General features: G+C 70.0%; 19 protein-coding genes and 1 pseudogene. 10 read left to right on the top strand and 10 right to left on the bottom strand.

Annotation, left to right across the window (positions count from 1 at the left end):
• Positions 1-20: 20 nt before the first annotated feature.
• The 5 genes from carB to pyrR are packed head-to-tail and all read right to left on the bottom strand — an operon-like array spanning position 21 to position 7,143.
• Positions 21-3,308 (bottom strand): carbamoyl-phosphate synthase large subunit, encoded by a 3,288-nt coding sequence (carB, locus tag IEY87_RS18365; protein WP_189139916.1) that lies wholly within the window; start codon positions 3,306-3,308, stop codon positions 21-23.
• The gene (gene carA, locus IEY87_RS18360) at positions 3,295-4,401 is read right to left on the bottom strand and encodes a glutamine-hydrolyzing carbamoyl-phosphate synthase small subunit (RefSeq protein ID WP_189139915.1); all 1,107 of its coding nucleotides are present in this window, start codon (positions 4,399-4,401) and stop codon (positions 3,295-3,297) included. The genes carB and carA overlap by 14 nt, the downstream gene beginning before the upstream one ends.
• Positions 4,398-5,687 carry a dihydroorotase gene (locus tag IEY87_RS18355; RefSeq protein WP_189139914.1) on the bottom strand — a complete coding sequence of 430 codons (1,290 nt, stop codon included), beginning with the start codon at positions 5,685-5,687 and terminating at the stop codon, positions 4,398-4,400. The genes carA and IEY87_RS18355 overlap by 4 nt, the downstream gene beginning before the upstream one ends.
• Positions 5,684-6,601, bottom strand: a complete 918-nt coding sequence (locus IEY87_RS18350) for an aspartate carbamoyltransferase catalytic subunit (protein ID WP_189139913.1) — start codon at positions 6,599-6,601, stop codon at positions 5,684-5,686. Before IEY87_RS18350 ends, IEY87_RS18355 begins: the two co-directional genes overlap by 4 nt.
• Complete coding sequence (gene pyrR, locus IEY87_RS18345) at positions 6,598-7,143, bottom strand: bifunctional pyr operon transcriptional regulator/uracil phosphoribosyltransferase PyrR (protein ID WP_189139912.1); 546 nt, start codon at positions 7,141-7,143, stop codon at positions 6,598-6,600. The genes IEY87_RS18350 and pyrR overlap by 4 nt, the downstream gene beginning before the upstream one ends.
• A 145-nt stretch (positions 7,144-7,288) precedes the next feature.
• Here pyrR and IEY87_RS18340 point away from each other — a divergent pair, with 145 nt between their 5' ends.
• The 5 genes from IEY87_RS18340 (at position 7,289) to bldD (ending at position 12,578) form a co-directional block, all read left to right on the top strand.
• On the top strand, positions 7,289-8,533 hold the full coding sequence (locus IEY87_RS18340; protein ID WP_189139911.1) for an arginine deiminase: 1,245 nt from the start codon (positions 7,289-7,291) through the stop codon (positions 8,531-8,533).
• A 14-nt stretch (positions 8,534-8,547) separates the two neighbouring features.
• On the top strand, positions 8,548-9,483 hold the full coding sequence (arcC, locus tag IEY87_RS18335; RefSeq protein WP_189139910.1) for a carbamate kinase: 936 nt from the start codon (positions 8,548-8,550) through the stop codon (positions 9,481-9,483).
• An 18-nt stretch (positions 9,484-9,501) separates the two neighbouring features.
• Entirely contained in the window at positions 9,502-10,926 is a 1,425-nt protein-coding gene (locus IEY87_RS18330) for an amino acid permease (protein WP_189139909.1), read from the top strand.
• Positions 10,923-11,789 carry a universal stress protein gene (locus IEY87_RS18325; protein ID WP_189139908.1) on the top strand — a complete coding sequence of 289 codons (867 nt, stop codon included), beginning with the start codon at positions 10,923-10,925 and terminating at the stop codon, positions 11,787-11,789. The genes IEY87_RS18330 and IEY87_RS18325 overlap by 4 nt, the downstream gene beginning before the upstream one ends.
• A gap of 294 nt (positions 11,790-12,083) precedes the next feature.
• Positions 12,084-12,578 (top strand): transcriptional regulator BldD, encoded by a 495-nt coding sequence (gene bldD / locus IEY87_RS18320; protein ID WP_189139907.1) that lies wholly within the window; start codon positions 12,084-12,086, stop codon positions 12,576-12,578.
• 526 nt (positions 12,579-13,104) lie between these two features.
• Here bldD and IEY87_RS18315 read toward each other — a convergent pair.
• The 3 genes from IEY87_RS18315 to IEY87_RS18305 all read right to left on the bottom strand — a co-directional run bounded on the left by IEY87_RS18315 (position 13,105) and on the right by IEY87_RS18305 (position 15,631).
• Complete coding sequence (locus IEY87_RS18315) at positions 13,105-13,551, bottom strand: SAV_6107 family HEPN domain-containing protein (RefSeq protein ID WP_189139906.1); 447 nt, start codon at positions 13,549-13,551, stop codon at positions 13,105-13,107.
• Positions 13,552-14,233: 682 nt separating this feature from the next.
• Positions 14,234-14,425 (bottom strand): ferredoxin, encoded by a 192-nt coding sequence (locus IEY87_RS18310; RefSeq protein ID WP_189139905.1) that lies wholly within the window; start codon positions 14,423-14,425, stop codon positions 14,234-14,236.
• Positions 14,426-14,431: 6 nt separating this feature from the next.
• Entirely contained in the window at positions 14,432-15,631 is a 1,200-nt protein-coding gene (locus IEY87_RS18305; protein WP_189139904.1) for a cytochrome P450, read from the bottom strand.
• Between the two features lie 95 nt (positions 15,632-15,726).
• Between IEY87_RS18305 and IEY87_RS18300 the strand changes: the two genes are divergently transcribed.
• Positions 15,727-16,377 (top strand): TetR/AcrR family transcriptional regulator, encoded by a 651-nt coding sequence (locus tag IEY87_RS18300; RefSeq protein ID WP_189139903.1) that lies wholly within the window; start codon positions 15,727-15,729, stop codon positions 16,375-16,377.
• Positions 16,378-16,459: 82 nt separating this feature from the next.
• Here IEY87_RS18300 and IEY87_RS18295 read toward each other — a convergent pair whose 3' ends face one another.
• Positions 16,460-17,302, bottom strand: coding sequence for a peptidoglycan-binding protein (locus IEY87_RS18295; RefSeq protein WP_225277454.1), 843 nt, complete (start codon positions 17,300-17,302; stop codon positions 16,460-16,462).
• Positions 17,303-17,399: 97 nt separating this feature from the next.
• Between IEY87_RS18295 and IEY87_RS18290 the strand changes: the two genes are divergently transcribed.
• Positions 17,400-17,876 (top strand): YbaK/EbsC family protein, encoded by a 477-nt coding sequence (locus tag IEY87_RS18290; RefSeq protein WP_189139902.1) that lies wholly within the window; start codon positions 17,400-17,402, stop codon positions 17,874-17,876.
• 29 nt (positions 17,877-17,905) lie between these two features.
• The gene (locus tag IEY87_RS18285) at positions 17,906-18,487 is read left to right on the top strand and encodes a GNAT family N-acetyltransferase (protein ID WP_225277453.1); all 582 of its coding nucleotides are present in this window, start codon (positions 17,906-17,908) and stop codon (positions 18,485-18,487) included.
• 135 nt (positions 18,488-18,622) lie between these two features.
• On the opposite strand, the gene IEY87_RS46985 is transcribed toward IEY87_RS18285, so the two are convergent.
• The gene (locus tag IEY87_RS46985) at positions 18,623-18,865 is read right to left on the bottom strand and encodes a mycothiol-dependent nitroreductase Rv2466c family protein (protein WP_189139901.1); all 243 of its coding nucleotides are present in this window, start codon (positions 18,863-18,865) and stop codon (positions 18,623-18,625) included.
• Between the two features lie 255 nt (positions 18,866-19,120).
• On the opposite strand from IEY87_RS46985, the gene IEY87_RS18275 reads away from it, so the two are divergent.
• Both IEY87_RS18275 and IEY87_RS18270 read left to right on the top strand, forming a co-directional pair.
• A complete protein-coding gene (locus IEY87_RS18275) occupies positions 19,121-19,312 on the top strand; it encodes a hypothetical protein (RefSeq protein WP_189139900.1) in 192 nt (63 codons plus the stop codon).
• A gap of 203 nt (positions 19,313-19,515) precedes the next feature.
• Positions 19,516-20,502: pseudogene (locus tag IEY87_RS18270) on the top strand (zinc ribbon domain-containing protein); the annotation flags it as partial.

The following is a 20,502-nucleotide window of genomic DNA, read 5'->3' as shown; positions in this document are numbered from 1 at the left end:
TGCTTCACCTCCTGGGGGAGCTAGCCCCGTAGTGCCTGCGCGTGCTCCTGGAGGGACCGTACGCCGACATCGCCCCGTACGATCGCCTGGATGCCCGCCGCGGCGGCGGCGAGCCCCGCGACGGTGGTGATGCACGGGATGCCGCGCAGGACCGCGGCGGTGCGGATGTCGTAGCCGTCGAGCCGCGGCCCCGACTGGCCGGGGCTGCCGAACGGCGTGTTGACGATCAGGTCGATCTCGCCGTTGAGAATGCACTGCACACTCGTGGGCTCACCTCCGGGACCTGTCCCCTCACTCTGCTTTCGCACGATCTTGGCACGGACGCCGTTGCGGCGCAGCACCTCTGCCGTGCCCTCGGTGGCGAGGATCTCGAATCCGAGATCGGCGAGCGCCTTCACCGGGAAGATCATCGCACGCTTGTCCCGGTTGGCCACGGATACGAACGCGCGTCCCTTGGTGGGAAGTTCACCGTAGGCGGCGGCCTGCGACTTGGCGAAGGCGATGCCGAAGGACTCGTCGATGCCCATGACCTCGCCGGTCGAGCGCATCTCGGGGCCCAGCACGATGTCGACGCCGCGGAAGCGGTTGAACGGCAGCACCGCCTCCTTGACCGCGATCGAGGCCTCCATCGGCAGCGTGCCGCCGTCGCCGGTGGCGGGCAGCATGCCCTCGGCGCGCAGCTCGGCGAGGCTCGCACCGAGCATCACCCGGGCCGCCGCCTTCGCCAGCGGCACCGCGGTCGCCTTGGACACGAACGGCACCGTACGGCTCGCCCGGGGGTTGGCCTCCAGGACGTAGAGGACGCCGGCCGACATCGCGTACTGGACGTTCAGCAGGCCGCGCACGCCGACCCCGTCGGCGATGGCCTCGGTGGCGGCGCGGATGCGCTTGATGTCGAGGCTGCCGAGCGTGATGGGCGGCAGCGTGCACGCCGAGTCGCCGGAGTGGATGCCGGCCTCCTCGATGTGCTCCATGACGCCGCCGAGGTAGAGCTCGGTCCCGTCGTAGAGGGCGTCCACGTCGATCTCGACGGCCTCGTCGAGGAACTTGTCGATGAGCACCGGATGGCCGCCCTCCTCGGCCGCCATGTAGGTGGTGAGGGTCTCCTCGTCGTAGACGATGGCCATGCCGGCCCCGCCCAGCACGTAGGAGGGGCGGACCAGCACCGGGTAGCCGACGTCCTCGGCCACGGCCAGCGCCTCGGCGACCGTGGTGGCGGTGCCGTGCTTGGGCGCGGGCAGGCCGGCCTCGGCCAGCACCTGGCCGAACGCGCCGCGCTCCTCCGCCAGGTGGATGGACTCGGGCGAGGTGCCGACGACGGGCACCCCGGCGTCCTTCAGCGCCTGCGCGAGGCCGAGCGGCGTCTGGCCGCCGAGCTGCACGATGACGCCCGCCACCGGGCCGGTCTCCTGCTCGGCGTGCACGACCTCCAGGACGTCCTCCAGGGTGAGCGGCTCGAAGTAGAGCCGGTCGGAGGTGTCGTAGTCGGTCGAGACGGTCTCCGGGTTGCAGTTGACCATGACGGTCTCGTAGCCGGCCCTGGACAGCTCGAAGGAGGCGTGCACGCACGCGTAGTCGAACTCGATGCCCTGCCCGATGCGGTTGGGCCCGGAGCCGAGGATGATGACCTTCCGCCGGGTGCCGTACGGGACCTCGCTCTCCTCGTCGTAGGCCGAGTAGAGGTAGGGGGTCTTGGCGGCGAACTCGGCGGCGCAGGTGTCCACGGTGTTGTAGACGGGCCGCAGGCCGAGGGCGTGCCGCAGGTCGCGCACCCGGGCCTCGTCGATGCCGCGGATCTCGCCGATCTGCACGTCGCTGAAGCCGTGCCCCTTGACCCGCCGCAGCACCTCGACGGTCAGCTCCGGCGCGTCGGCCAGCGCCTGCGCCTCCTCCTGCAGCAGGAAGAGCTGGTCGAGGAACCACGGGTCGACGCTGGTGGCCTCGTAGAGCTCCTCGGCGGTGGCGCCCGCCCTGATGGCCTGCTGCATGGTGACCAGCCGGCCGTCATGGGGAGTGCGGCACGCGGCCAGCAGCTCCGCCTTGCCGGCGAGCTCGCCTGCCCAGGTGAACGACGAGCCCTTCTTCTCCAGCGAGCGCAGCGCCTTCTGCAGCGCCTCGGCGAAGGAGCGGCCGATGGCCATGGCCTCGCCCACGGACTTCATGTGCGTGGTGAGCGTGGGGTCGGCGCCCTTGAACTTCTCGAAGGCGAAGCGGGGCACCTTGACCACGATGTAGTCGAGGGTCGGCTCGAAGGAGGCCGGGGTCTCGCGGGTGATGTCGTTGGGGATCTCGTCGAGGGTGTAGCCGATGGCCAGCTTGGCGGCGATCTTGGCGATCGGGAAGCCGGTGGCCTTCGAGGCCAGCGCCGACGAACGGGACACCCGCGGGTTCATCTCGATGACGATCATGCGGCCGGTGCGCGGCTCCACCGCGAACTGGATGTTGCAGCCACCGGTGTCGACGCCGACCTCGCGGATGACCGCGATGGCGACGTCGCGCATGTTCTGGTATTCGCGGTCGGTCAGGGTCAGCGCCGGGGCGACGGTGACGCTGTCGCCGGTGTGCACGCCCATCGGGTCGATGTTCTCGATGGAGCAGACGATGACCACGTTGTCGCGCCGGTCGCGCATGACCTCGAGTTCGTACTCCTTCCAGCCGAGGATGGACTCCTCCAGGAGCACCTCGGTGGTCGGCGAGGCGTCGAGTCCGGCGCCGGCGATGCGCCGCAGGTCGGACTCGTCGTAGGCGAACCCGGACCCGACTCCGCCCATGGTGAACGACGGCCGCACCACCAGCGGGTAGCCCAGCTCGCCGACGGCGGCCAGGCAGTCGTCCATGGTGTGGCAGACGACCGAGCGGGCCGACTCGGCGTTCAGGCCGTGGTCACGGGCGACCTTGGCCACGATGCCCTTGAACAGCTCGCGGTTCTCGCCCGCCTGGATGGCGTCGAAGTCGGCGCCGATGAGCTCCACGTCGTACGCCTCGAGCACGCCGGCCTCGTGCAGCGCGACCGCGGTGTTGAGTGCGGTCTGGCCGCCGAGCGTCGGCAGCAGCGCGTCGGGCCGCTCCTTGGCGATGATCTTCTCGACGAACTCGGGAGTGATGGGCTCGACGTAGGTGGCGTCGGCGAACTCGGGGTCGGTCATGATCGTCGCCGGGTTGCTGTTGACGAGGATCACGCGGAACCCCTCGTCGCGCAGCACGCGGCAGGCCTGGGTGCCGGAGTAGTCGAACTCGCACGCCTGCCCGATCACGATCGGCCCTGAGCCGATCACCAGCACGGACCTGATGTCCTCACGCTTGGGCACGGGTCATGACCTCACAGAACTCGTCGAACAGGTAGGCGGCGTCGTGCGGGCCCGCGGCCGCCTCGGGATGGTACTGAACGCTGAAGGCGCGCCCGTCGAGCAGGCGCAGCCCTTCGACGCACCGGTCGTTGAGGTTGACGTGGCTGACCTCGGCCTGCCCGAAGGGGGTGTCGAACGGCCCGTCGAGCGGCGCCTCGACGGCGAAGCCGTGGTTGTGCGCGGAGATCTCCACCTTGCCGGTGCGCACGTCCTGGACCGGCTGGTTGACGCCGCGGTGGCCGTAGCGCAGCTTGTAGGTGGACAGGCCGAGCGCGCGGCCGAAGAGCTGGTTGCCGAAGCAGATGCCGAAGAACGGCACCCTGGCCGCCAGCACGGCGCGCAGCGCGGAGACGTCCGCGGTCGCCGGGTCGCCGGGGCCGTTGGAGAAGAACACGCCGTCCGGGCGCACCGCCATGATCTGCTCGAACGTGGCGGTGGCGGGCAGCACGTGCACCTCGCAGCCGCGTTCGGCCATCCGGTGCGGCGTCATGCCCTTGATCCCGAGGTCGACGGCGGCGACGGTGTAGCGCCTGTCGCCGATCGCGGGGACGACGTAGGGCTCGGCGGTGGCCACCTCGGCGGCCAGGTCGGCGCCCGCCATGCCGGGAGCCTGTCGTACGCGCTCGACGAGCTCCGCCACCGGCGCGGCCGGGGCGGTGAAGATGCCGGCCCGCATGGCGCCGCGCTCGCGCAGGTGCCGGGTGAGGGCGCGGGTGCCGGGGATGGCGATGCCGACGACGCCCTGCTCCTTGAGGTAGTCGTCGAGCGAGCGGTTCGCCCGCCAGTTCGACACCACCCGGGACGGCTCGCGGACCACGTATCCGGCGACCCAGACGCGGCCGGACTCGGGGTCCTCGTCGTTCACGCCGGTGTTGCCGATGTGCGGGGCGGTCATCGCGACGATCTGGCGATGGTAGGAGGGGTCGGTGAGGGTCTCCTGGTAGCCGGTCATGCCGGTGTTGAAGACCATCTCGCCGAAGGTCTCGCCTTCGGCTCCGTACGGGGTTCCGTGGAAGACACGTCCGTCTTCCAGGACGAGCACCGCGTTTGTCACACCAGCTTCCCTTCAAGAACGGTGGGCTTGCCGCGCAGGAATGTCGCCACTACCCGGCCGGGCAAGGTCATGCCGGCGTACGGGGTGTTGCGGCTCTTGGACGCGAAGGCGGAGGGGTCCACCTCGGTGCGGGGCGCCGGGTCGTACAGGGTGAGGTTGGCGGGCGCGCCGGCCTCCAGCGGCCGGCCGTGGCCGGACAGGCGGCCGATCCGCGCGGGCGCGGCCGACATCCGGTCGGCGACGGCCGCCCAGTCGAGCAGCCCGGTATCGACCATGGCCTCCTGCACCACGCTGAGCGCGGTCTCCAGGCCGATCATGCCCATGGCCGCGGCCGACCACTCGGTCTCCTTGTCCTCGACCGGGTGGGGGGCATGGTCGGTGGCGACGACGTCGATGGTGCCGTCGGCGAGCGCGGCGCGCAGCGCCGCCACGTCGGCCCGGGTGCGCAGCGGCGGGTTGACCTTGTAGATGGGGTTGTAGGCGCCGGCCGGCGACTCCTCGACGAGGTCGTCGGTGAGCAGCAGGTGGTGCGGGGTCACCTCGGCGGTGATGTTCCAGCCGTGGGACTTGGCCCAGCGCAGGATCTCCACCGAGCCGGCCGTGGAGACGTGGCAGACGTGCAGCCGGGAGCCGACGTGCGCGGCCAGCAGGCAGTCGCGGGCGATGATCGCCTCTTCGGCGACGGCCGGCCAGCCGGTCAGGCCGAGCCTGCCGGAGATCACGCCCTCGTTCATCTGCGCGCCCTCGGTGAGCCTGGGCTCCTGGGCGTGCTGGGCGATGACGCCGTCGAAGGCCTTGACGTACTCCAGGGCGCGGCGCATCAGCACCGCGTCGGAGACGCACTTGCCGTCGTCGGAGAAGACGCGGACCCCGGCGGCGGAGTCGGCCATCGCGCCGAGCTCGGCGAGCTGCCTGCCGTCCAGGCCGACGGTGACGGCGCCGACGGGCTGCACGTCGCAGTGGGCGAACTCGCGGCCGAGCCGCCACACCTGCTCGACCACGCCCGCGGTGTCGGCCACGGGCGAGGTGTTGGCCATGGCGTGCACGGCGGTGTAGCCGCCGCGGGCGGCCGACTGGGTGCCGGTCCGCACGGTCTCGGCGTCCTCGCGGCCGGGCTCGCGCAGGTGGGTGTGCAGGTCCACGAGGCCGGGCAGGGCGATGACGCCGCCTCCGTCGACGACGTCGCCGTCACCCTGGAGCGCGGGGCCGATCTCGGCGATGAGCCCGTCCTGGATGCGGATGTCGGCCGGCTCGCCCCCAAGAATCCGGACATTTCTGATTATCACGCGGTCTCTCCCCCGAGCAGCAGGTACAGCACGGCCATGCGGATGGTCACCCCGTTGGCGACCTGCTCGACGATCGTCGAGCGGGACGAGTCGGCCACCTCGGCCGCGATCTCCATGCCCCGGTTCATCGGCCCGGGGTGCATCACGATGGCGTCGTCGGGCATCTTGGCGAAACGGGCCCGGTCGAGGCCGTAGCGGCGGGAGTATTCACGCTCGCTGGGGAAGTAGGCGGCGTTCATCCGCTCCTTCTGCACCCGCAGCATCATCACCACGTCCGACTTGGCCAGCACCGTGTCCAGGTCGTAGGAGACCTCACACGGCCAGGTGTGCACGGAGACCGGCAGCAACGTGGGCGGCGCGACGAGGGTCACCTCGGCGCCGAGCGTGTGCAGCAGCAGCACGTTGGAGCGGGCCACCCGGCTGTGCAGCACGTCGCCGACGATCGTGACCTTGCGCCCGTCGAGCGCGCCCAGCCGGCGGCGCATCGAGAAGGCGTCCAGCAGCGCCTGCGTGGGGTGCTCGTGGGTGCCGTCGCCGGCGTTGACCACGCTGCCGTGCACCCAGTTGGCCAGGCGGTGCGGGGCGCCGGAGGAGCCGTGCCGGATGACGACGGCGTCGGCGCCCATCGCCTCCAGGGTCAGCGCGGTGTCCTTGAGCGACTCGCCCTTGGAGACGCTGGAGCCCTTGGCGGAGAAGTTGATCACATCGGCCGACAGCCGCTTGGCGGCGGCCTCGAAGGAGATGCGGGTGCGGGTGGAGTCCTCGAAGAACAGGTTGACCACCGTGCGGCCGCGCAGCGTGGGCAGCTTCTTGATGGACCGTTCCGAGACTCTGGCCAGCTCCTCGGCGGTGTCGAGGATGAGCAGGGCGTCGTCCTTGGACAGGTCGCCCGCGGAGATCAGGTGCCGGTTCACTCGGCGCCCCCCTTCATGAGGATCACGGCGTCGCGCCCGTCGGTCTCCCGCAGGAAGACCCTGACCTTCTCGCTCTTGGCGGTGGGCAGGTTCTTGCCCACGTAGTCGGCGCGGATGGGCAGCTCCCGGTGGCCGCGGTCGACGAGGGTGGCGAGCTGGACGGCGGTGGGACGGCCGAGATCGTTGAGCGCGTCGAGGGCGGCGCGGACCGTACGGCCGGAGTAGAGGACGTCGTCGACGAGCACGACGATCTTGCCGTCGATGCCGTCGGCCGGCAGCTCGGTACGGCCGAGCGGGCGGGCCGGCTTCAGCCTCAGGTCGTCGCGGTACATCGTGATGTCGATCGAGCCGACGGGGATCTTGACCCCTTCGAACTCCTCGATGCGGTCGCCGAGCCTGCGGGCCAGAGGCGCGCCACGGGTGGGGATGCCAAGGAGGACGACTTCGTCGGCGCCCTTGGTCCGCTCGAGGATCTCGTGCGCGATCCGGGTCAGCGCCCGATGGATGTCCGGGCCTTCGAGGACGGCCCTGGATTCGGACATGAGGAATGCACCACCTTTCCCGCCTCACGGGACGGGTCTTAAAGGGCGTTGGTCGGGACACACAGTACCAGGCGCTACCAGCCACAACGCGGAGGGTCTCCCCCTGAGGGAGCGTGACGCCCGGGGTTACGGGGATAGAGCAAGGATGAGGTTTCATGTCGATTCAGAGGTGGGCAGGCTCCACCAGGTCCTGCTGCACAAGCCGGAGCTGGCGCTCAAACGGCTCACTCCTGCCAACAAGGACGCCTTCCTCTTCGACGACGTGCTGTGGGTGCAGCGCGCGATGGAGGAGCACGAGGAGTTCCAGCAGGTGCTCCGCGACCGCGGCGTCCAGATCCACCTGCTCTCGGACCTGCTGCGGGAGACCGTCGACATCCCGGAGGCGCGCAAGCACATCCTGGACGCCGTCATCGACGAGCGCTGGCACGGCCCGATCGCCGTCGACGACATCCGCAACGCCCTCGACGTCATGGACGCCGACACCCTGAGCACCTACCTGACCGGGGGCATCACCAAGGGCGAGCTGGCGGCGCTGGGCTGCGCCCCCCAGTCGGTGCTGCTGCACACGATGCGCGAGGAGGACTTCATCCTGCCGCCGCTGCCCAACCACCTGTTCACCCGCGACACCTCCTGCTGGGTCTACGACGGCGTGTCCGTCAACGCCATGAAGAAGAAGGCACGGATGCGCGAGACGGTGAACATGGAGGCGATCTACCGCTTCCACCCGTCCTTCGCCGCCGGGTACGACAGGCCGGAGCAGGGCGGCTACCACGTCTGGATGCCCGGCCAGGCGGTGGCGCCCGCCACCTTGGAGGGCGGTGACGTGCTGGTCATCGGCCGGGGCGCCGTACTGGTCGGGATGAGCGAGCGCACCCAGCCGCAGACCGTCGAGATGTTCGCGCGCAGCCTGTTCAGGGCCGGCTCGGCCACCAGGATCGTGGCGCTCAACATGCCGAAGGCCCGCGCCTTCATGCACCTCGACACCGTCATGACCATGCTGGACGTGGGCGTCTTCACGCAATATGCCGGACTCGGCATGCTGCCCGCCTACACCATCGAGCCGGGCCGTACCGACAAGGAGCTCAAGGTCACCGACCACCCGCCGCAGGACATGCACCAAGCCATCGCCCGCGCGCTGGACCTGCCCGACATCACGGTGCTCACCCCCACCCAGGACGTCTACGCCGCCGCGCGCGAGCAGTGGGACGACGGCTGCAACGGGCTGGCCATCGAGCCCGGCGTGGTCGTCGCCTACGAGCGCAACACCACGACCAACAACTTCCTGCGCGACAACGGCATCGAGGTCATCACCATCCGCGGCAGCGAGCTCGGCAGGGGACGCGGCGGGCCGCGCTGCATGAGCTGCCCACTCGTCCGCGACGGCATCTGACGGAGGCTGACGGAATGCGGGTCATCGTCGCGCTCGGCGGCAACGCGCTGCTGCGCAGGGGCCAGAGCATGGACGCGCACACCCAGACGGTCAACGTGCGCGGCGTCGTCAAGACGCTCGCCGACCTCGCCAGGAAGCACGAGCTCATCATCACCCACGGCAACGGCCCGCAGGTCGGCATGCTGGCCCTGGAGAGCGCCTCGGACCCGAGCCTGGACCGCCCCTACCCCTTCGACACGCTCGGCGCGCAAACCCAGGGCATGATCGGCTACTGGATGCTCCAGGCGCTGCAGAACGCGCTGCCGGGCAGGCAGGTGCTGGCCATGGTCACGCAGACCCTGGTGTCGGCCGTGGACCCGGCCTTCGACGACCCGACCAAGTTCGTCGGCCAGGTGTACGAGCGCGAGAAGGCCGAGAAGCTGGCCGCCGAGTACGGCTGGACCGTCAAGCCCGACGGGCCCCACTGGCGGCGCGTCGTCCCCTCCCCCGCGCCGCAGCGGGTGGTGGAGACGCGGCTGATCCGCCGGATGGTCCGCGAGGGGGTCGTGGTCATCTGCGCGGGCGGCGGCGGCATCCCGGTCGTCCGGGACGAGCAGGGCCGCCTGGCGGGCGTGGAGGCGGTCATCGACAAGGACCTCACCGCGTCCATGCTGGCCGAGGCGCTCGACTGCGACGCGTTCCTGATCCTCACCGACGTGCCGCGGGTCATGCGGGACTTCGGCACGCCGCGGCAGAGTGAGATCGCTCATACCACCCCGTACGAACTGCGCGCCATGAGTTTCCCGGCCGGCTCGATGGGCCCGAAGGTGGACGCCGTCTGCCGGTTCGTCGAGACCACCGGCGACATGGCCGCCATCGGCAGGCTCGACCAGGCCGAACGCATACTCGGCGGCGACGCGGGAACGATCGTGACACCGAACGCCAGATGGCCGCTGACCAGCACGCTCTAGGCGTCGAGGAGGTCCAAGGTGTCCCTGGCGAGGCAGCTGTTGCGTACCAAGCCGACCGAGCGCATCGTCGCCGAGGGCGGCCACGGCGTGGGCGGCGATCTGCGCCGCACCATGTCGCTGTGGCAGCTCACGCTGTTCAGCGTCGGCGCCACGCTCGGCACCGGCATCTTCGTCATCCTCGGCCAGGCCGTGCCCAAGGCCGGCCCGGCGGTGGTGCTGGCGTTCGTGCTGGCCGCCATCACGGCGCTGTTCTCCGCCCTGTCCTACGCGGAGCTGGCCGGGACCATCCCGGTGTCCGGCTCGTCCTACTCCTACGCCTACGCGACCATGGGCGAGCTCGTCGCCTGGATCTGCGGCTGGTGCCTCATGCTGGAGTACGCCGTCTCGGTGGCGGCCGTCTCGGTGGGCTGGGGCGAATATCTCAACGCCTTCCTGCAGAGCCTGTTCGGCTGGCACCTGCCCGACGCGATCACCCGCTCCCCTGGTCAGGACGGCGGGGTGGTGAACCTCACCGCGATCCTGATCGTGCTGCTGGCCACCTGGCTGCTGCTGCGCGGGGCGTCGGAGAGCGCCACGGCCAACGCCGTGTTCGTGCTCATCAAGATCGCCGTGCTGCTGTTCTTCTGCCTGGTGGCGTTCACCGGCTTCACCGCCGGGAACTTCACCCCGTTCGCGCCGATGGGCATCGCGGGCGTGACGGCCGCCGCGTCCCAGGTGTTCTTCTCCTACATCGGCTTCGACGCCGCCTCCACCGCCGGTGAGGAGGCCAAGAACCCCGCACGCGACCTGCCCCGGGCCATCGTCCTGTCGCTGGCCATCGTGACGGTCATCTACGTGCTGGTCGCGGTGGCCGCCGTCGGCGCCATGCCGTGGACCGAGTTCGACCCCGAGCACACCGAGGCGAGCCTGTCGCTCATCGCCGACCTCGCCACCGGCTCCACCTGGGCGGGCCTGATCGTGTCGTTCGGCGCGGTGATCGCCATCGCCAGCGTGGTCCTCACGGTCATGTACGGCCAGACCCGCATCCTGTTCGCCATGTCCCGCGACGGGCTGGTCCCGCGCATCTTCCAGCGGGTGAACCCGCGCCGCCAGGTGCCGGTCGCTAACACCCTCATCGTCACCGCGTTCATCGCGGTGCTGGCCGGGCTGATCCCGCTCGGCCAGCTCGCCGAGGCCACCAGCATCGGCACGCTGTTCGCCTTCGCGATCGTGAACGCCGGCGTCCTCATCCTGCGCTACCGCCGCCCCGACCTGCCGCGCAGCTTCCGCACCCCGCTGTTCCCGGCCACGCCGGTGCTCGGGGTCATCTTCTGCTTCCTGGTCATGGCCGGCCTGGCCGGCGTCACCTGGGTGGCGTTCGGGCTGTGGATGCTCGCGGGTCTGATCTGCTACTTCCTGTACGGCTACCGCCACTCACGGCTGAACGCCGAGGTGCCCTCATGAAGTTCGACAACGTGCTGACCGGTTTCCTCCCGCTGCCCCAGGGCCGCGACGGGCTGGCGCTGGCCGTGCTCCTGGCCAGGCAGGCCGGCGCGCGGCTGACGGTGGCGACCGTGCAGCCGCCCGCGTGGGGCGCGCCGGGGCCGGCCAGGGCCGACGCGAGCGCGTGGGCCGCCTACCTGGAGGAGCAGGCCGTCGACACGCTCGCGCAGGCGCACGAGCTGGCGGGCGAGGACGCCGACTTCATCACCCACACGCACAAGGGCAGCGGGCGGGGGCTGGTGGAGCTGGCGCGCAAGCGCGGCTCGGACGCGGTCGTGATCGGCTCCGCGCCGGGCGCGCGCGTCGGCCGCATCGCCGTCGGCAGCACCGCCGACCAGCTCCTGCACGCCTCGCCGGTGCCGGTGGTGCTCGCCCCGCGCGGCTACGCCGACAATCCGCCCGCGACGCTCGACCGCCTCACCGTCGCCTACCGGCGCGGCCCGTGCGCCGACGCGGCGGTCAAGCGGGCGGCCGAGCTCGCCGGCCGCATGGACCTGCCGCTGCGGCTGGTCACGCTCCTGCTGAGCAGCGCCCGGCCGGTCAAGGTGGAGCTGGACATGCTGGCGCGGCTTCGCGACCAGGCGGCCGCCGACCTCAACGCCGCGGCGCGCGGGCACCGGCGGCGCACCGGCGTCGAGGTGGAGCTCCTGGAGGGCAGGAGCGTCGCCGCCGCCCTGGCGAGCGGCCAGTGGCTCGCGGGGGATTTCATCATCTGCGCCTCCAGCGACTCGGGGCCACTCAGGCGCGTGTTCCTCGGCGACACCAGCATCAAGATCGTAAGGGCTGCGACCTGCCCTGTCATGATCCTGACGCGTACTCCCTGAGCCGGCGCGAACTGCGCTGAGAATACCGTTACCAGCAGGGACAACAGGGATCTTTGAGGCTTTCTATGTCGGATCGGATTCGACATCTTTTTTCCAATCAGCTTGACCTCAGGCGTCCACCCCTTTACCGTCACTGTGCGTAACCAAAACCGCGCGGCGTTCCAGGGCAAACCTGAGGCCATGGCTACCGATTGGTGCCGAACCCGGCACCGGACCCCCGGTGGCTCAGGCATTCGCCGCAAGGGAGCACAATCTACTGAGAGCTACACATACGAGAGCCGGGGGGCCACACAAATGCCGTCTGAGTACGCAAAGTCGCTGGGTGCACGACTCCGCGCCATCCGCACCCAGCAGGGCCTGTCCCTGCACGGAGTCGAGGAGAAGTCGCGCGGGCGCTGGAAAGCCGTCGTCGTGGGCTCGTACGAGCGTGGCGACCGCGCGGTCACGGTGCAGAAGCTTGCCGAGCTTGCCGACTTCTACGGGGTGCCCGTCTCCGAGCTGCTGCCCGGCGGTGCCGCGCCCAGCCCGCTCGGGCCGACACCGAAGCTTGTCATCGACCTGGAGCGTCTTGCCTCGCTGCCGAAGGAGAAGGCGGGCGCCCTGGCCCGCTACGCCGCCACGATCCAGAGCCAGCGTGGTGACTACAACGGCAAGGTCTTGTCCATCCGCCAGGAGGACCTGCGCTCCCTGGCTGTGATTTATGACAAGTCGCCCAGCGAGCTGACCGAGGAGCTCATCAGCTGGGGCGTCCTCGACGCCGAGGCCCGCCGAGCCGTCGAAGCGTTCTGACCCATACCGGCAGTCGTGCCCTCACGGGCAGCCGGGCCCTTACGGGCAGTCGGGGCGCGCCCTCCCAAGGCGCGCCCCTTCACGCCCCACCTCGCACACCCGCCTCCCACCAAAGCGCCCGAATCCAAATATTTAACCCAAATCCCCGCAATTTCCACACATTGCCATCGGGATAAGGGTCCGGCATTCAGGGCGCACGACAGAGACCTTCGCCTTGCCTTGCGAATCACCGACAAGCGCAAAGAACTCCGTGAGAGACACCGGCCCGCACGCCCCCGCACGAGAGATGCCCGCCCCTCAGGCCCTCGCGTGAGAGACACCGGCCAGGCCCCCGCGCAAGCGACACCGGCACGCACGCTCGCGCACGAGAGACGCCCGCCCGCAGGTCCCCACTGAGAGAGACACCAGCCAGGCCCCCGCGTAAGGGATACCGGCACGCAGGTCCCCGCGCTCAGGTCCTCGCACGCACGACCGCTCAGCGCCGATCTGCCGGAGAGCGTCGGTCTGCCGCGGGCGGAGGTGGCCGTCAACCCGCCAGGGGCACGTTCGCGGGGAGTTGTGGCTGGGCGGGGACGCCGAGGAGGTCCTCGACGGTGGAGACAAAGGTGTCGGCCTCGGCCAGGAGCTCGTCCGCGTCCGCGGCGCTGATGCCCCGGACCACGCCGGCCTCCGCGGCGGCGCGCTTGCCGGCGCTCACCGCGAAAAAGGCCGCCCACTCGGCGAGCTGGGGCTCGGCCTCGGGGAGCAGGTCCCACGCGCTGCGCAGGCGGCGCCTGCGGCCTTCCATGGGACGTGGGCGAGCGGCCAGGACCGCCGCTGCCGCGCGCAGCGCCGCCAGGTGTGCCGCCACATAGCGAGAGGCCGGGGTGCGAGCCGCAGCCGCCTCAGCCAGGCAGGAACGAGAATCGGTCAAGTGTGCCCGAACCGCAGGCGACAGCCGGGGCCCGGGCGTATCTCTGAGCCGTGGTGCCATCTTGCTCGCCTCCTTCGAGTCGTTGGCGACTCCCGACGTTGCCACCGGTGAGGTCAGAATCGCAGACCCCACCGACAATTTCGCCGGGCCGGCCGGACGAGGAGCTTCCCCTCTCCCCGTCCGGCCAGGACACGCCCACTCGTCTCCGCCGACGACGAGGACGCACCCTTCGCCCGTGGAGCCTGGTCGCGGGCCTCGCTTGGGGGAAGCGATGGCCCACGACCAGGTCCATAGACGTGAGCCGCGAGCCTCACGTCACTAGGTCGAACATAATTTCGATCACGCGCGCTGTCAACCGGTTCCACGAACACAGGTTCGATGACCATGATGTGTATACCCGCTGCGGAGCCATACCAGACCCACTAGCACCCCGTACGCGAACAATCACCGCAAAACGGGTCCGTACAGGAAGCCGGCGCACCGAGGCCACCCCGAGACCAACATCGAGCAGACCGAGAGCAGGGCCGCACCCCAGAGCCGCCCCAGAGCCGCCCCAGAGCCGCCCCAGAGCCGATCCGCGGCCCGAACTGCGCGCGGGACGCCAGGAGCGGGGCTCCAGGGGGCAGGGGGCAGGCCGAGTGGACTGGATGGCGGCAGGGGCGTAGAGCGGGGAGAAGGATGGGATGGCGACGGCCGCCGTCGCCGCGCGGGTGGCGGGGCGAGGGCGGCCGGCGGGGGTGGCTCAGTCGACCGAGATGGCTCCCGATGGGCAGAGGTTGACGGCGCGGCGCACCGCCTCCTCCAGGTCCGCGGACGGGTTCGGCTCCAGGAGGACGACCAGCCCTTCATCATCGCTCTGGTCGAACACCTGCGGAACCGTGAGCGCGCACATGCCCGCTCCGATGCACAGCTGGGTGTTGGCCTTGATCTCCATGCGTTCCTACCAGGTGACAGGGAGGCGGTGGACTCCGTAAATGCTCATGTCCGAGCGCATGGGCACCTCCTCAGGTGGTACGGCCAAGCCTAGGCCAGGTAGCCGGCGCAACAGCGCACTGTAGGCGATGCGCATCTCGATGCGGGCGAGTTGCTGGCCGAGGCACTGGTGGATGCCGTGCCCGAAGGCCAGGTGACCGGTGGCCTCGCGGGTGACGTCGAGGCGGTCTCCGCCCGGGAAGCGGGCGGGGTCGCGGTTGACGATCGGCAGGTGCAGGGTGACGGAGTCGCCCTTCTTGACGAGGCGGCCTTCGAGCTCGACGTCTTCCAGAGCGGTCCTGATGGGACCGAGGTGGATGATGGTGAGGTAGCGGAGCAGCTCTTCGACCCCGTTGTTCACCTGGGCCGGGTCGTCGCGCATGGCGGCGAGCTGGCCGGGGTTGGTGAGCAGGGCGTAGGTGCCGAGCGCGATCATGTTGGCGGTGGTCTCGTGCCCCGCGACCAGCAGCAGGACCGCGACTCCGGTCAGCTCCTCGTCGTTCAGCTCGCCGCTCGCCACCAGGCCGCTGATGAGGTCGTCCCCGGGGGCGGCGCGCTTGCGCTGGATGAGCCCGTACAAGAAGGCGGAGATCCTGGTGAGCGCGTCCATCGCGTCCTGGCCCTTGGCGTCCAGGTCGACCAGGATCTTGGTGTCCTCCTGGAACTGCGCCCTGTCCTCGTACGGCACGCCGAGCAGCTCGCAGATCACCAGCGACGGGATGGGCATCGCGAAGGCGCTCACCAGGTCCACCGGCGGCCCCGCGGCCTCCATGGCGTCCAGGCAGGACTCGGTGATCTCGTGGATCCTCGGCTCGAGCTGCTTCATCCGCCGGACGGTGAACTGGCCGGTCAGCAGTTTGCGGTAGCGGGTGTGCTCGGGAGCGTCCATGCGCAGGAAGAAGCCGGGCGGCACCTTGAGCTCCTGCTCGCGCAACTGCTGGGCGAACTCCATCCGGCTGGGGAGCGGCGGGTGCGTCAGCTCGGGGCGGTTGCTGAAGCGCGGGTCGGCGAGCACCGCGCGGGCCACGGCGTAGCCGGTGACCAGCCAGCCTAGGTGGCCGTCGCTGTAGGTCATGCGGTGTACGGCGTCCTGTTGCCGGATGCGGGTGTACATCTCGGGCGGGTCGAGGGGATGTGCACGCTCGAAGGTGAGGGTCAGGTCGGTCATCTGGATCTCCTCTCGCGGTCTGCCCCCAGAAAACAACATCAAGTGCAAAATTACAACAAGTGAAATAGATAAGTCGATGCAGTACAGTTCGTCCCATGGTGGGCCTACGGGAGCGCAAGAAGCAGCGCACACGCCAGGCGTTGGTACGAGCAGCGCTCCGGCTTTTCCAGGACAAGGGATACGAGGAGACGACGATCGCGGAGATCGCCGCCGAGGCCGACGTCTCCACGCGGACGTTCTTCAGCTACTTCGCGAGCAAGGAGGACGTGGTCCTGCACGACGCGCCGGAGCGCATGCGCGAGGTCCTTGCCCGGGTCCGGGACAGACGGCCGGGAGAGCCGGTGGCCGACCTGCTGATCCGGGTCGCCGGCGGCAGCCTGGACTCGGCCACGGCCGAGGAGGGCTTCGACGGCGTGGAGGAGGCGCAGGCGAGACTCGGTCTGATCATGACCGTGCCCGCGCTTCAGGCCCGCGCGCTGCAGACGCTGTTCGGCAACCAGCTGCGGCTCGCACGGGCCCTCCAGGAGGCCTACCCCGGCGAGCTGGACCTCGTGCAGTGCGCCGCGGCGGTCGGCTCCCTGATCGGCGCGGTCAAGCTGACCGCCATGGCCACCCTCACCAGGGGCGACTCGCGCGAGCAGGTGTGGGAGGCGCTGCACCGGGCCATCGACGTCAGCGTCCGCGGCCTGCGCGACCTGGAAGCGGCCGAAAGGCCCGAGCCCCCGTTGACCGCCCCCGCCCGCTGACGCTCGTGGGCGCCCGCGAGCGTCAGCGGGCTCAGCGGGCTCAGGGCTCAGGGCTCAGGGCTCAGGGCTCAGGGCTCAGGGCTCAGCGGCGGAACTTACCCCGTACGTGCACCGGGACGCCCGTGCCGACCAGGCCGGGGACTTCCCCGGCCACGTTCATCGGCATGCGGACGCAGCCGTGGGAGGCCGGGTAGAGCGGCACCGACAGCGCGCCGTGGAAGGCGATGCCGCCGTTGAAGAAGATCGGGTTGTACAGCTGCCCGAGATAGGACCGGTGCCAGCCGTCCCGGCGCCAGGTGGTGCGGAAATCGCCGGTCGGGGTGCTGGCCGAGCCGCAGAAGCGCTGCGGCCTGCCCTGCCAGTCGGCGGTCTCGCAGTAGGGGATGTTGCTGCCCGAGGAGACGTGGGTGATCAGCTCCACCTTGCCGCGCACGTACAGGACCATGAGCTGCTGGGTGAGGTTGACCTCGGCGCGGGTCGCCTTGCCGTTCCTGACCAGGACCTTGGGCGACTTGGGGGTCTCCAGGGCCGACCAGGTGGCGCGGCCGATGGTGCTGGTCGGCCGGATGCCGTTGACCTTCTGGAACGCCCACACCGCGGCCAGCGTGGTGCCGCCGTAGCGGCCGTCGGCCTTGCCGGGGCGGTAGCCCAGCTCCCTCAGGCGGCGCTGCAGCCAGGAGACCTCTTTGCCCTTCGCACCCAGCTTGAGCTTTTTGTCCGGCGCGATGACCGGAGCGACCGACCCCGCCTGGCCCCCGGCGCTCGTCGCGCTCACCGGGCTCGTCGCGCTCACCGGGCTCGTCGCGCTCACCGGGCTCGGCGTGCTCGCCGCGGCCGGCGATGACGCCTGGGTGCCGCAGCCGGCGAGGGCGACGACTCCCGCCGCGAGGAGAGCGGTCAGTCCTGGCAGCCGATGAACTCGCACCAGTACCACCTCTCAAACCATTACCAACCGAATCAAAAGACCCTACACACCAGCGCCAAGAACGTAAACCGCCGGTCAATGTGTTTAGAGTGTCCGCATGCCCGAGAAGTTGCCCGCTAACGCGATACGTGTGGAAACTGCGCTCCGGAGTCTGGGGGCCGCAGGTGAGATCGTGGTGCTGCCCGAGAAGGCGCCCACGGCGGCCGCCGCCGCGGCCCAGGTCGGCTGCGAGGTCGGCGCCATCGCCAACAGCCTGATCTTCGAAGCCGACGGCGCGCCACTGCTGGTGCTCACCAGCGGCGCGCACCGCGTGGACGTGGAGCTGATCGCCCGCACGGCGGGCGTCCAGAAGGTACGGCGAGCGACGCCGGAGTTCGTCAGGGAGGCCACCGGGCAGCCGATCGGCGGCGTGGCTCCCGTCGGCCATCCGGCCCCGGTGCGCACGCTGGTGGACAACTGGCTGAGCAAGCACCAGGAGGTGTGGGCCGCCGGAGGCCACCCGCACACCGTCTTCCCGACCACCTTCGACGAGCTCGTCCGCATCACCGGCGGCACACCCGTCGAGGTCGAGTGACGCGCGGCGGGCGGGAGTAGGGTTCGACCGTGATCGAGTTTCGCGGCGCGGGACCCATCGAGTTCGGCGAACGCCTGGACACGGTGATCGACATCTACAGCGCCGCCATGCGTCCGCCCGCGGACCAGCTCCCCGGCCGCAAGGCCATCATGCGAAATCATGGGATATATCCCTATTTCCAGTGCTATTTCGCGGAATGGCGTGATGCGCCGTTCGGTGTCCGGGGGACGGCGGAGCCCCGGATCGTGGGGTTCGCCTACGGGTTCCGCGGCGCGCCGGGGCAGTGGTGGCACGATGTCGTCCACCGGGAGCTGACGGACCGCGCCGGCCGCGAGGTGGCCGACGCCTGGCTGGGGCACGCCTTCGAGCTGGCCGAGATCCACGTCCACCCCGACTACCAGGGCAAGGGCATCGGCCGGGCCATGATCAGGACGCTGTGCGCCGGTCGCCGCGAGCGCTCCGCCGTCCTGTCCACCCACGATCGCCCCACGGCCGCCCGCCACCTCTACGCCAGCCTGGGCTTCACCGACCTGCTGAGCAGGTACGTCTTCCCGGGCGGCTACGAGGAGTACGCCATCGTCGGCAGACCGCTCCCCCTGACCCGCTCGTGACCCGATGAGGATTGCACCCGCACTCCGGCGGGCATCCTCTATGACAGAGAGCGACGTACTCTTTACTCTCTGTCCATCTTCCCCGAACGCCACCCGCCCGGTCCCCCTGCGGGCGGGTGGCGACCCTCGGACCCGTCACGGCAGCCGCGGCTCCTCGTGCGCGTGGCCCTTGAGCTCGTGGAAGTGCGGAGTGCCCGCCACCAGCAGCGTGCCGTCCCACAGGCGTCCGGCCTGCTCGCCGGTGGGCAGTTGGGAGATCACGGGGCCGAAGAAGACGTCCTGCCCGCCACCGCGGCCGCTCCACAGCTCGGCGTAGAAGCGCCCGAGCGCCTCATGCCCGAAGCGGTGCCGCACGGGGGCGGCGATGCGGACGGGCACCAACAGATATCCCTCGGGATCGTTCTCGGGATCTCGGGATCGTCGTCGCGGCCCTCGTTGAGGACCGACAGGTACATCACGTGCCAGCGGATCTCGACCGTACGGACACGAAGGGTAGGAACTGATGCTTGATTCGGGTAGCCAATGAGCTACTTAGCGTTATGATCTCTGTGTGGCTCCGGCGGCGAAGCGTCTGGCGGTGCATCCGGTGACGTTGCGCAATGGGTGATCGAGGGGTGTGTTCGGTTTCGGGTGGTGGGCGATCAGTGGCCGGAGCGCCGGTTCGAGGAGCGGGACCTGGACGCGTTCGCCGGCGTGTTGCCGTCGGAGCGGGATCGGGTCGAGGTCGCGTACGTGCGGGTGCCGGGGTCATCGGGACACGAATCGTCGCTGACGGCCCAAACCAAGAAACTTACGCGGACCAGCACGTCGGGGATGTTGATGTGAATGCGGGCAAGACCGGTGGGTTGCCGGGGGTGGGGAGGAGCTCTTCACGGATTTCAGGTCGCTGGTGGTGACGTTCGCGGGACGGATGTACGGGATCCGATCGAAACAAGCGCGGCGGCAACTGCTGGAGGCTGCGTCGGCGAACACCACCGGGGACGAGGGCACCACCGGGGGTGGCGGTGGGGAGACCGGTGGGGGTGTTGGTGGGTAAGCAGACCGCGACGGCGACGTGTACCGCCTACCGGGCGATCGTGGAGAAGACCGGCGTGAGCGTGCCCACAGAGGCGTTGGCGGCGCGGGTGGGCTGGCTGACCACGCTCACCCAGACACTGGCCTCAGCCGTGATCGCGGAACGCTGGACGGAGGAGGCGCTTGATGAGCTCGCGGGTGGGGTGGGCCCGGATGGGCGGGATCTTCCGGTCAAGGGTTATAAGGCGTTGCGCCGGTTGGGCTGGGGCAGTGTCAGTGAGGCGGGTGTGTACGTTTCGGATCGGGTGAGGTGCTGCGCGGATGAGGAGGCGGCCCGCGCGTTGCGGGTCGCTTTGCGCCGCCGGACGATCATCGAGGCGATCCAGGAAACCTGGCCGGCCAACTCCCGCAAACGCACCGACGCCGAATGGACAGCACTGCGTGGGGCACTCCCGGCCGATGTGCCGGTGGCGGAGATCCGCAACCGGACCCGGCAGATCCAGGCGATCCTCGACGGCGGAGGCGCATTCCCGGCGGGGATCGTCGAGACAGAAGACGTGCCGTTCAACGCGCCGCAGATCATACTCGCCGCCGCTGACAAGCAGTTGGTGACGGTGGCGCAGACAGGCGAGCGCACGGCCGAGTTGCGGGTCCAGCTTCCCCTCCACGAACGCCCGACCTCGACGAAAGACTGGGCCTGGCACGTCCTGCCGGTCAACCTGCCTCGCAACGTGCCCGACGACGCACTGAAGATCTGTGTCCCCACACTGCGGGTGAAGGACGGCCGGGTGCGGGTGGACCTGCCGTTCGAGACCGAGGTCCCGTTCACTCCCGCGTCCGGGCATGTCATCGCCGCCGGGTTCGACTGGGGCCTCAACACGCTCCTCTCCGCCACGATCGGACGGCTCACCCCGCACGGGCGAGTGGAGAGCGACGGTCGGCCACTGTCCTACGACGCGAGCGTGGTCTCGGCGAAACTGCACCGCCTGCGTGGCCACCGA

The sequence above is a fragment of the Nonomuraea glycinis genome, assembly GCF_014646515.1.
GTDB lineage: Bacteria > Actinomycetota > Actinomycetes > Streptosporangiales > Streptosporangiaceae > Nonomuraea > Nonomuraea glycinis.
The sequence above is the reverse complement of the archived record's forward strand: the minus strand, read 5'-3'. Positions and strand labels throughout refer to the sequence as shown.

Coding starts and splice junctions, on each gene's coding strand:
- arcC (WP_189139910.1), top strand. CDS start 8,548: ATGCGGGTCATCGTCGCGCTCGGCGGCAACGCGCTGCTGCGCAGGGGC.
- bldD (WP_189139907.1), top strand. CDS start 12,084: ATGCCGTCTGAGTACGCAAAGTCGCTGGGTGCACGACTCCGCGCCATC.
- IEY87_RS18310 (WP_189139905.1), bottom strand. CDS start 14,425: ATGGAGATCAAGGCCAACACCCAGCTGTGCATCGGAGCGGGCATGTGC.
- IEY87_RS18315 (WP_189139906.1), bottom strand. CDS start 13,551: ATGGCACCACGGCTCAGAGATACGCCCGGGCCCCGGCTGTCGCCTGCG.
- IEY87_RS18340 (WP_189139911.1), top strand. CDS start 7,289: ATGAGGTTTCATGTCGATTCAGAGGTGGGCAGGCTCCACCAGGTCCTG.
- IEY87_RS18300 (WP_189139903.1), top strand. CDS start 15,727: ATGGTGGGCCTACGGGAGCGCAAGAAGCAGCGCACACGCCAGGCGTTG.
- IEY87_RS18305 (WP_189139904.1), bottom strand. CDS start 15,631: ATGACCGACCTGACCCTCACCTTCGAGCGTGCACATCCCCTCGACCCG.
- IEY87_RS18325 (WP_189139908.1), top strand. CDS start 10,923: ATGAAGTTCGACAACGTGCTGACCGGTTTCCTCCCGCTGCCCCAGGGC.
- pyrR (WP_189139912.1), bottom strand. CDS start 7,143: ATGTCCGAATCCAGGGCCGTCCTCGAAGGCCCGGACATCCATCGGGCG.
- IEY87_RS18290 (WP_189139902.1), top strand. CDS start 17,400: ATGCCCGAGAAGTTGCCCGCTAACGCGATACGTGTGGAAACTGCGCTC.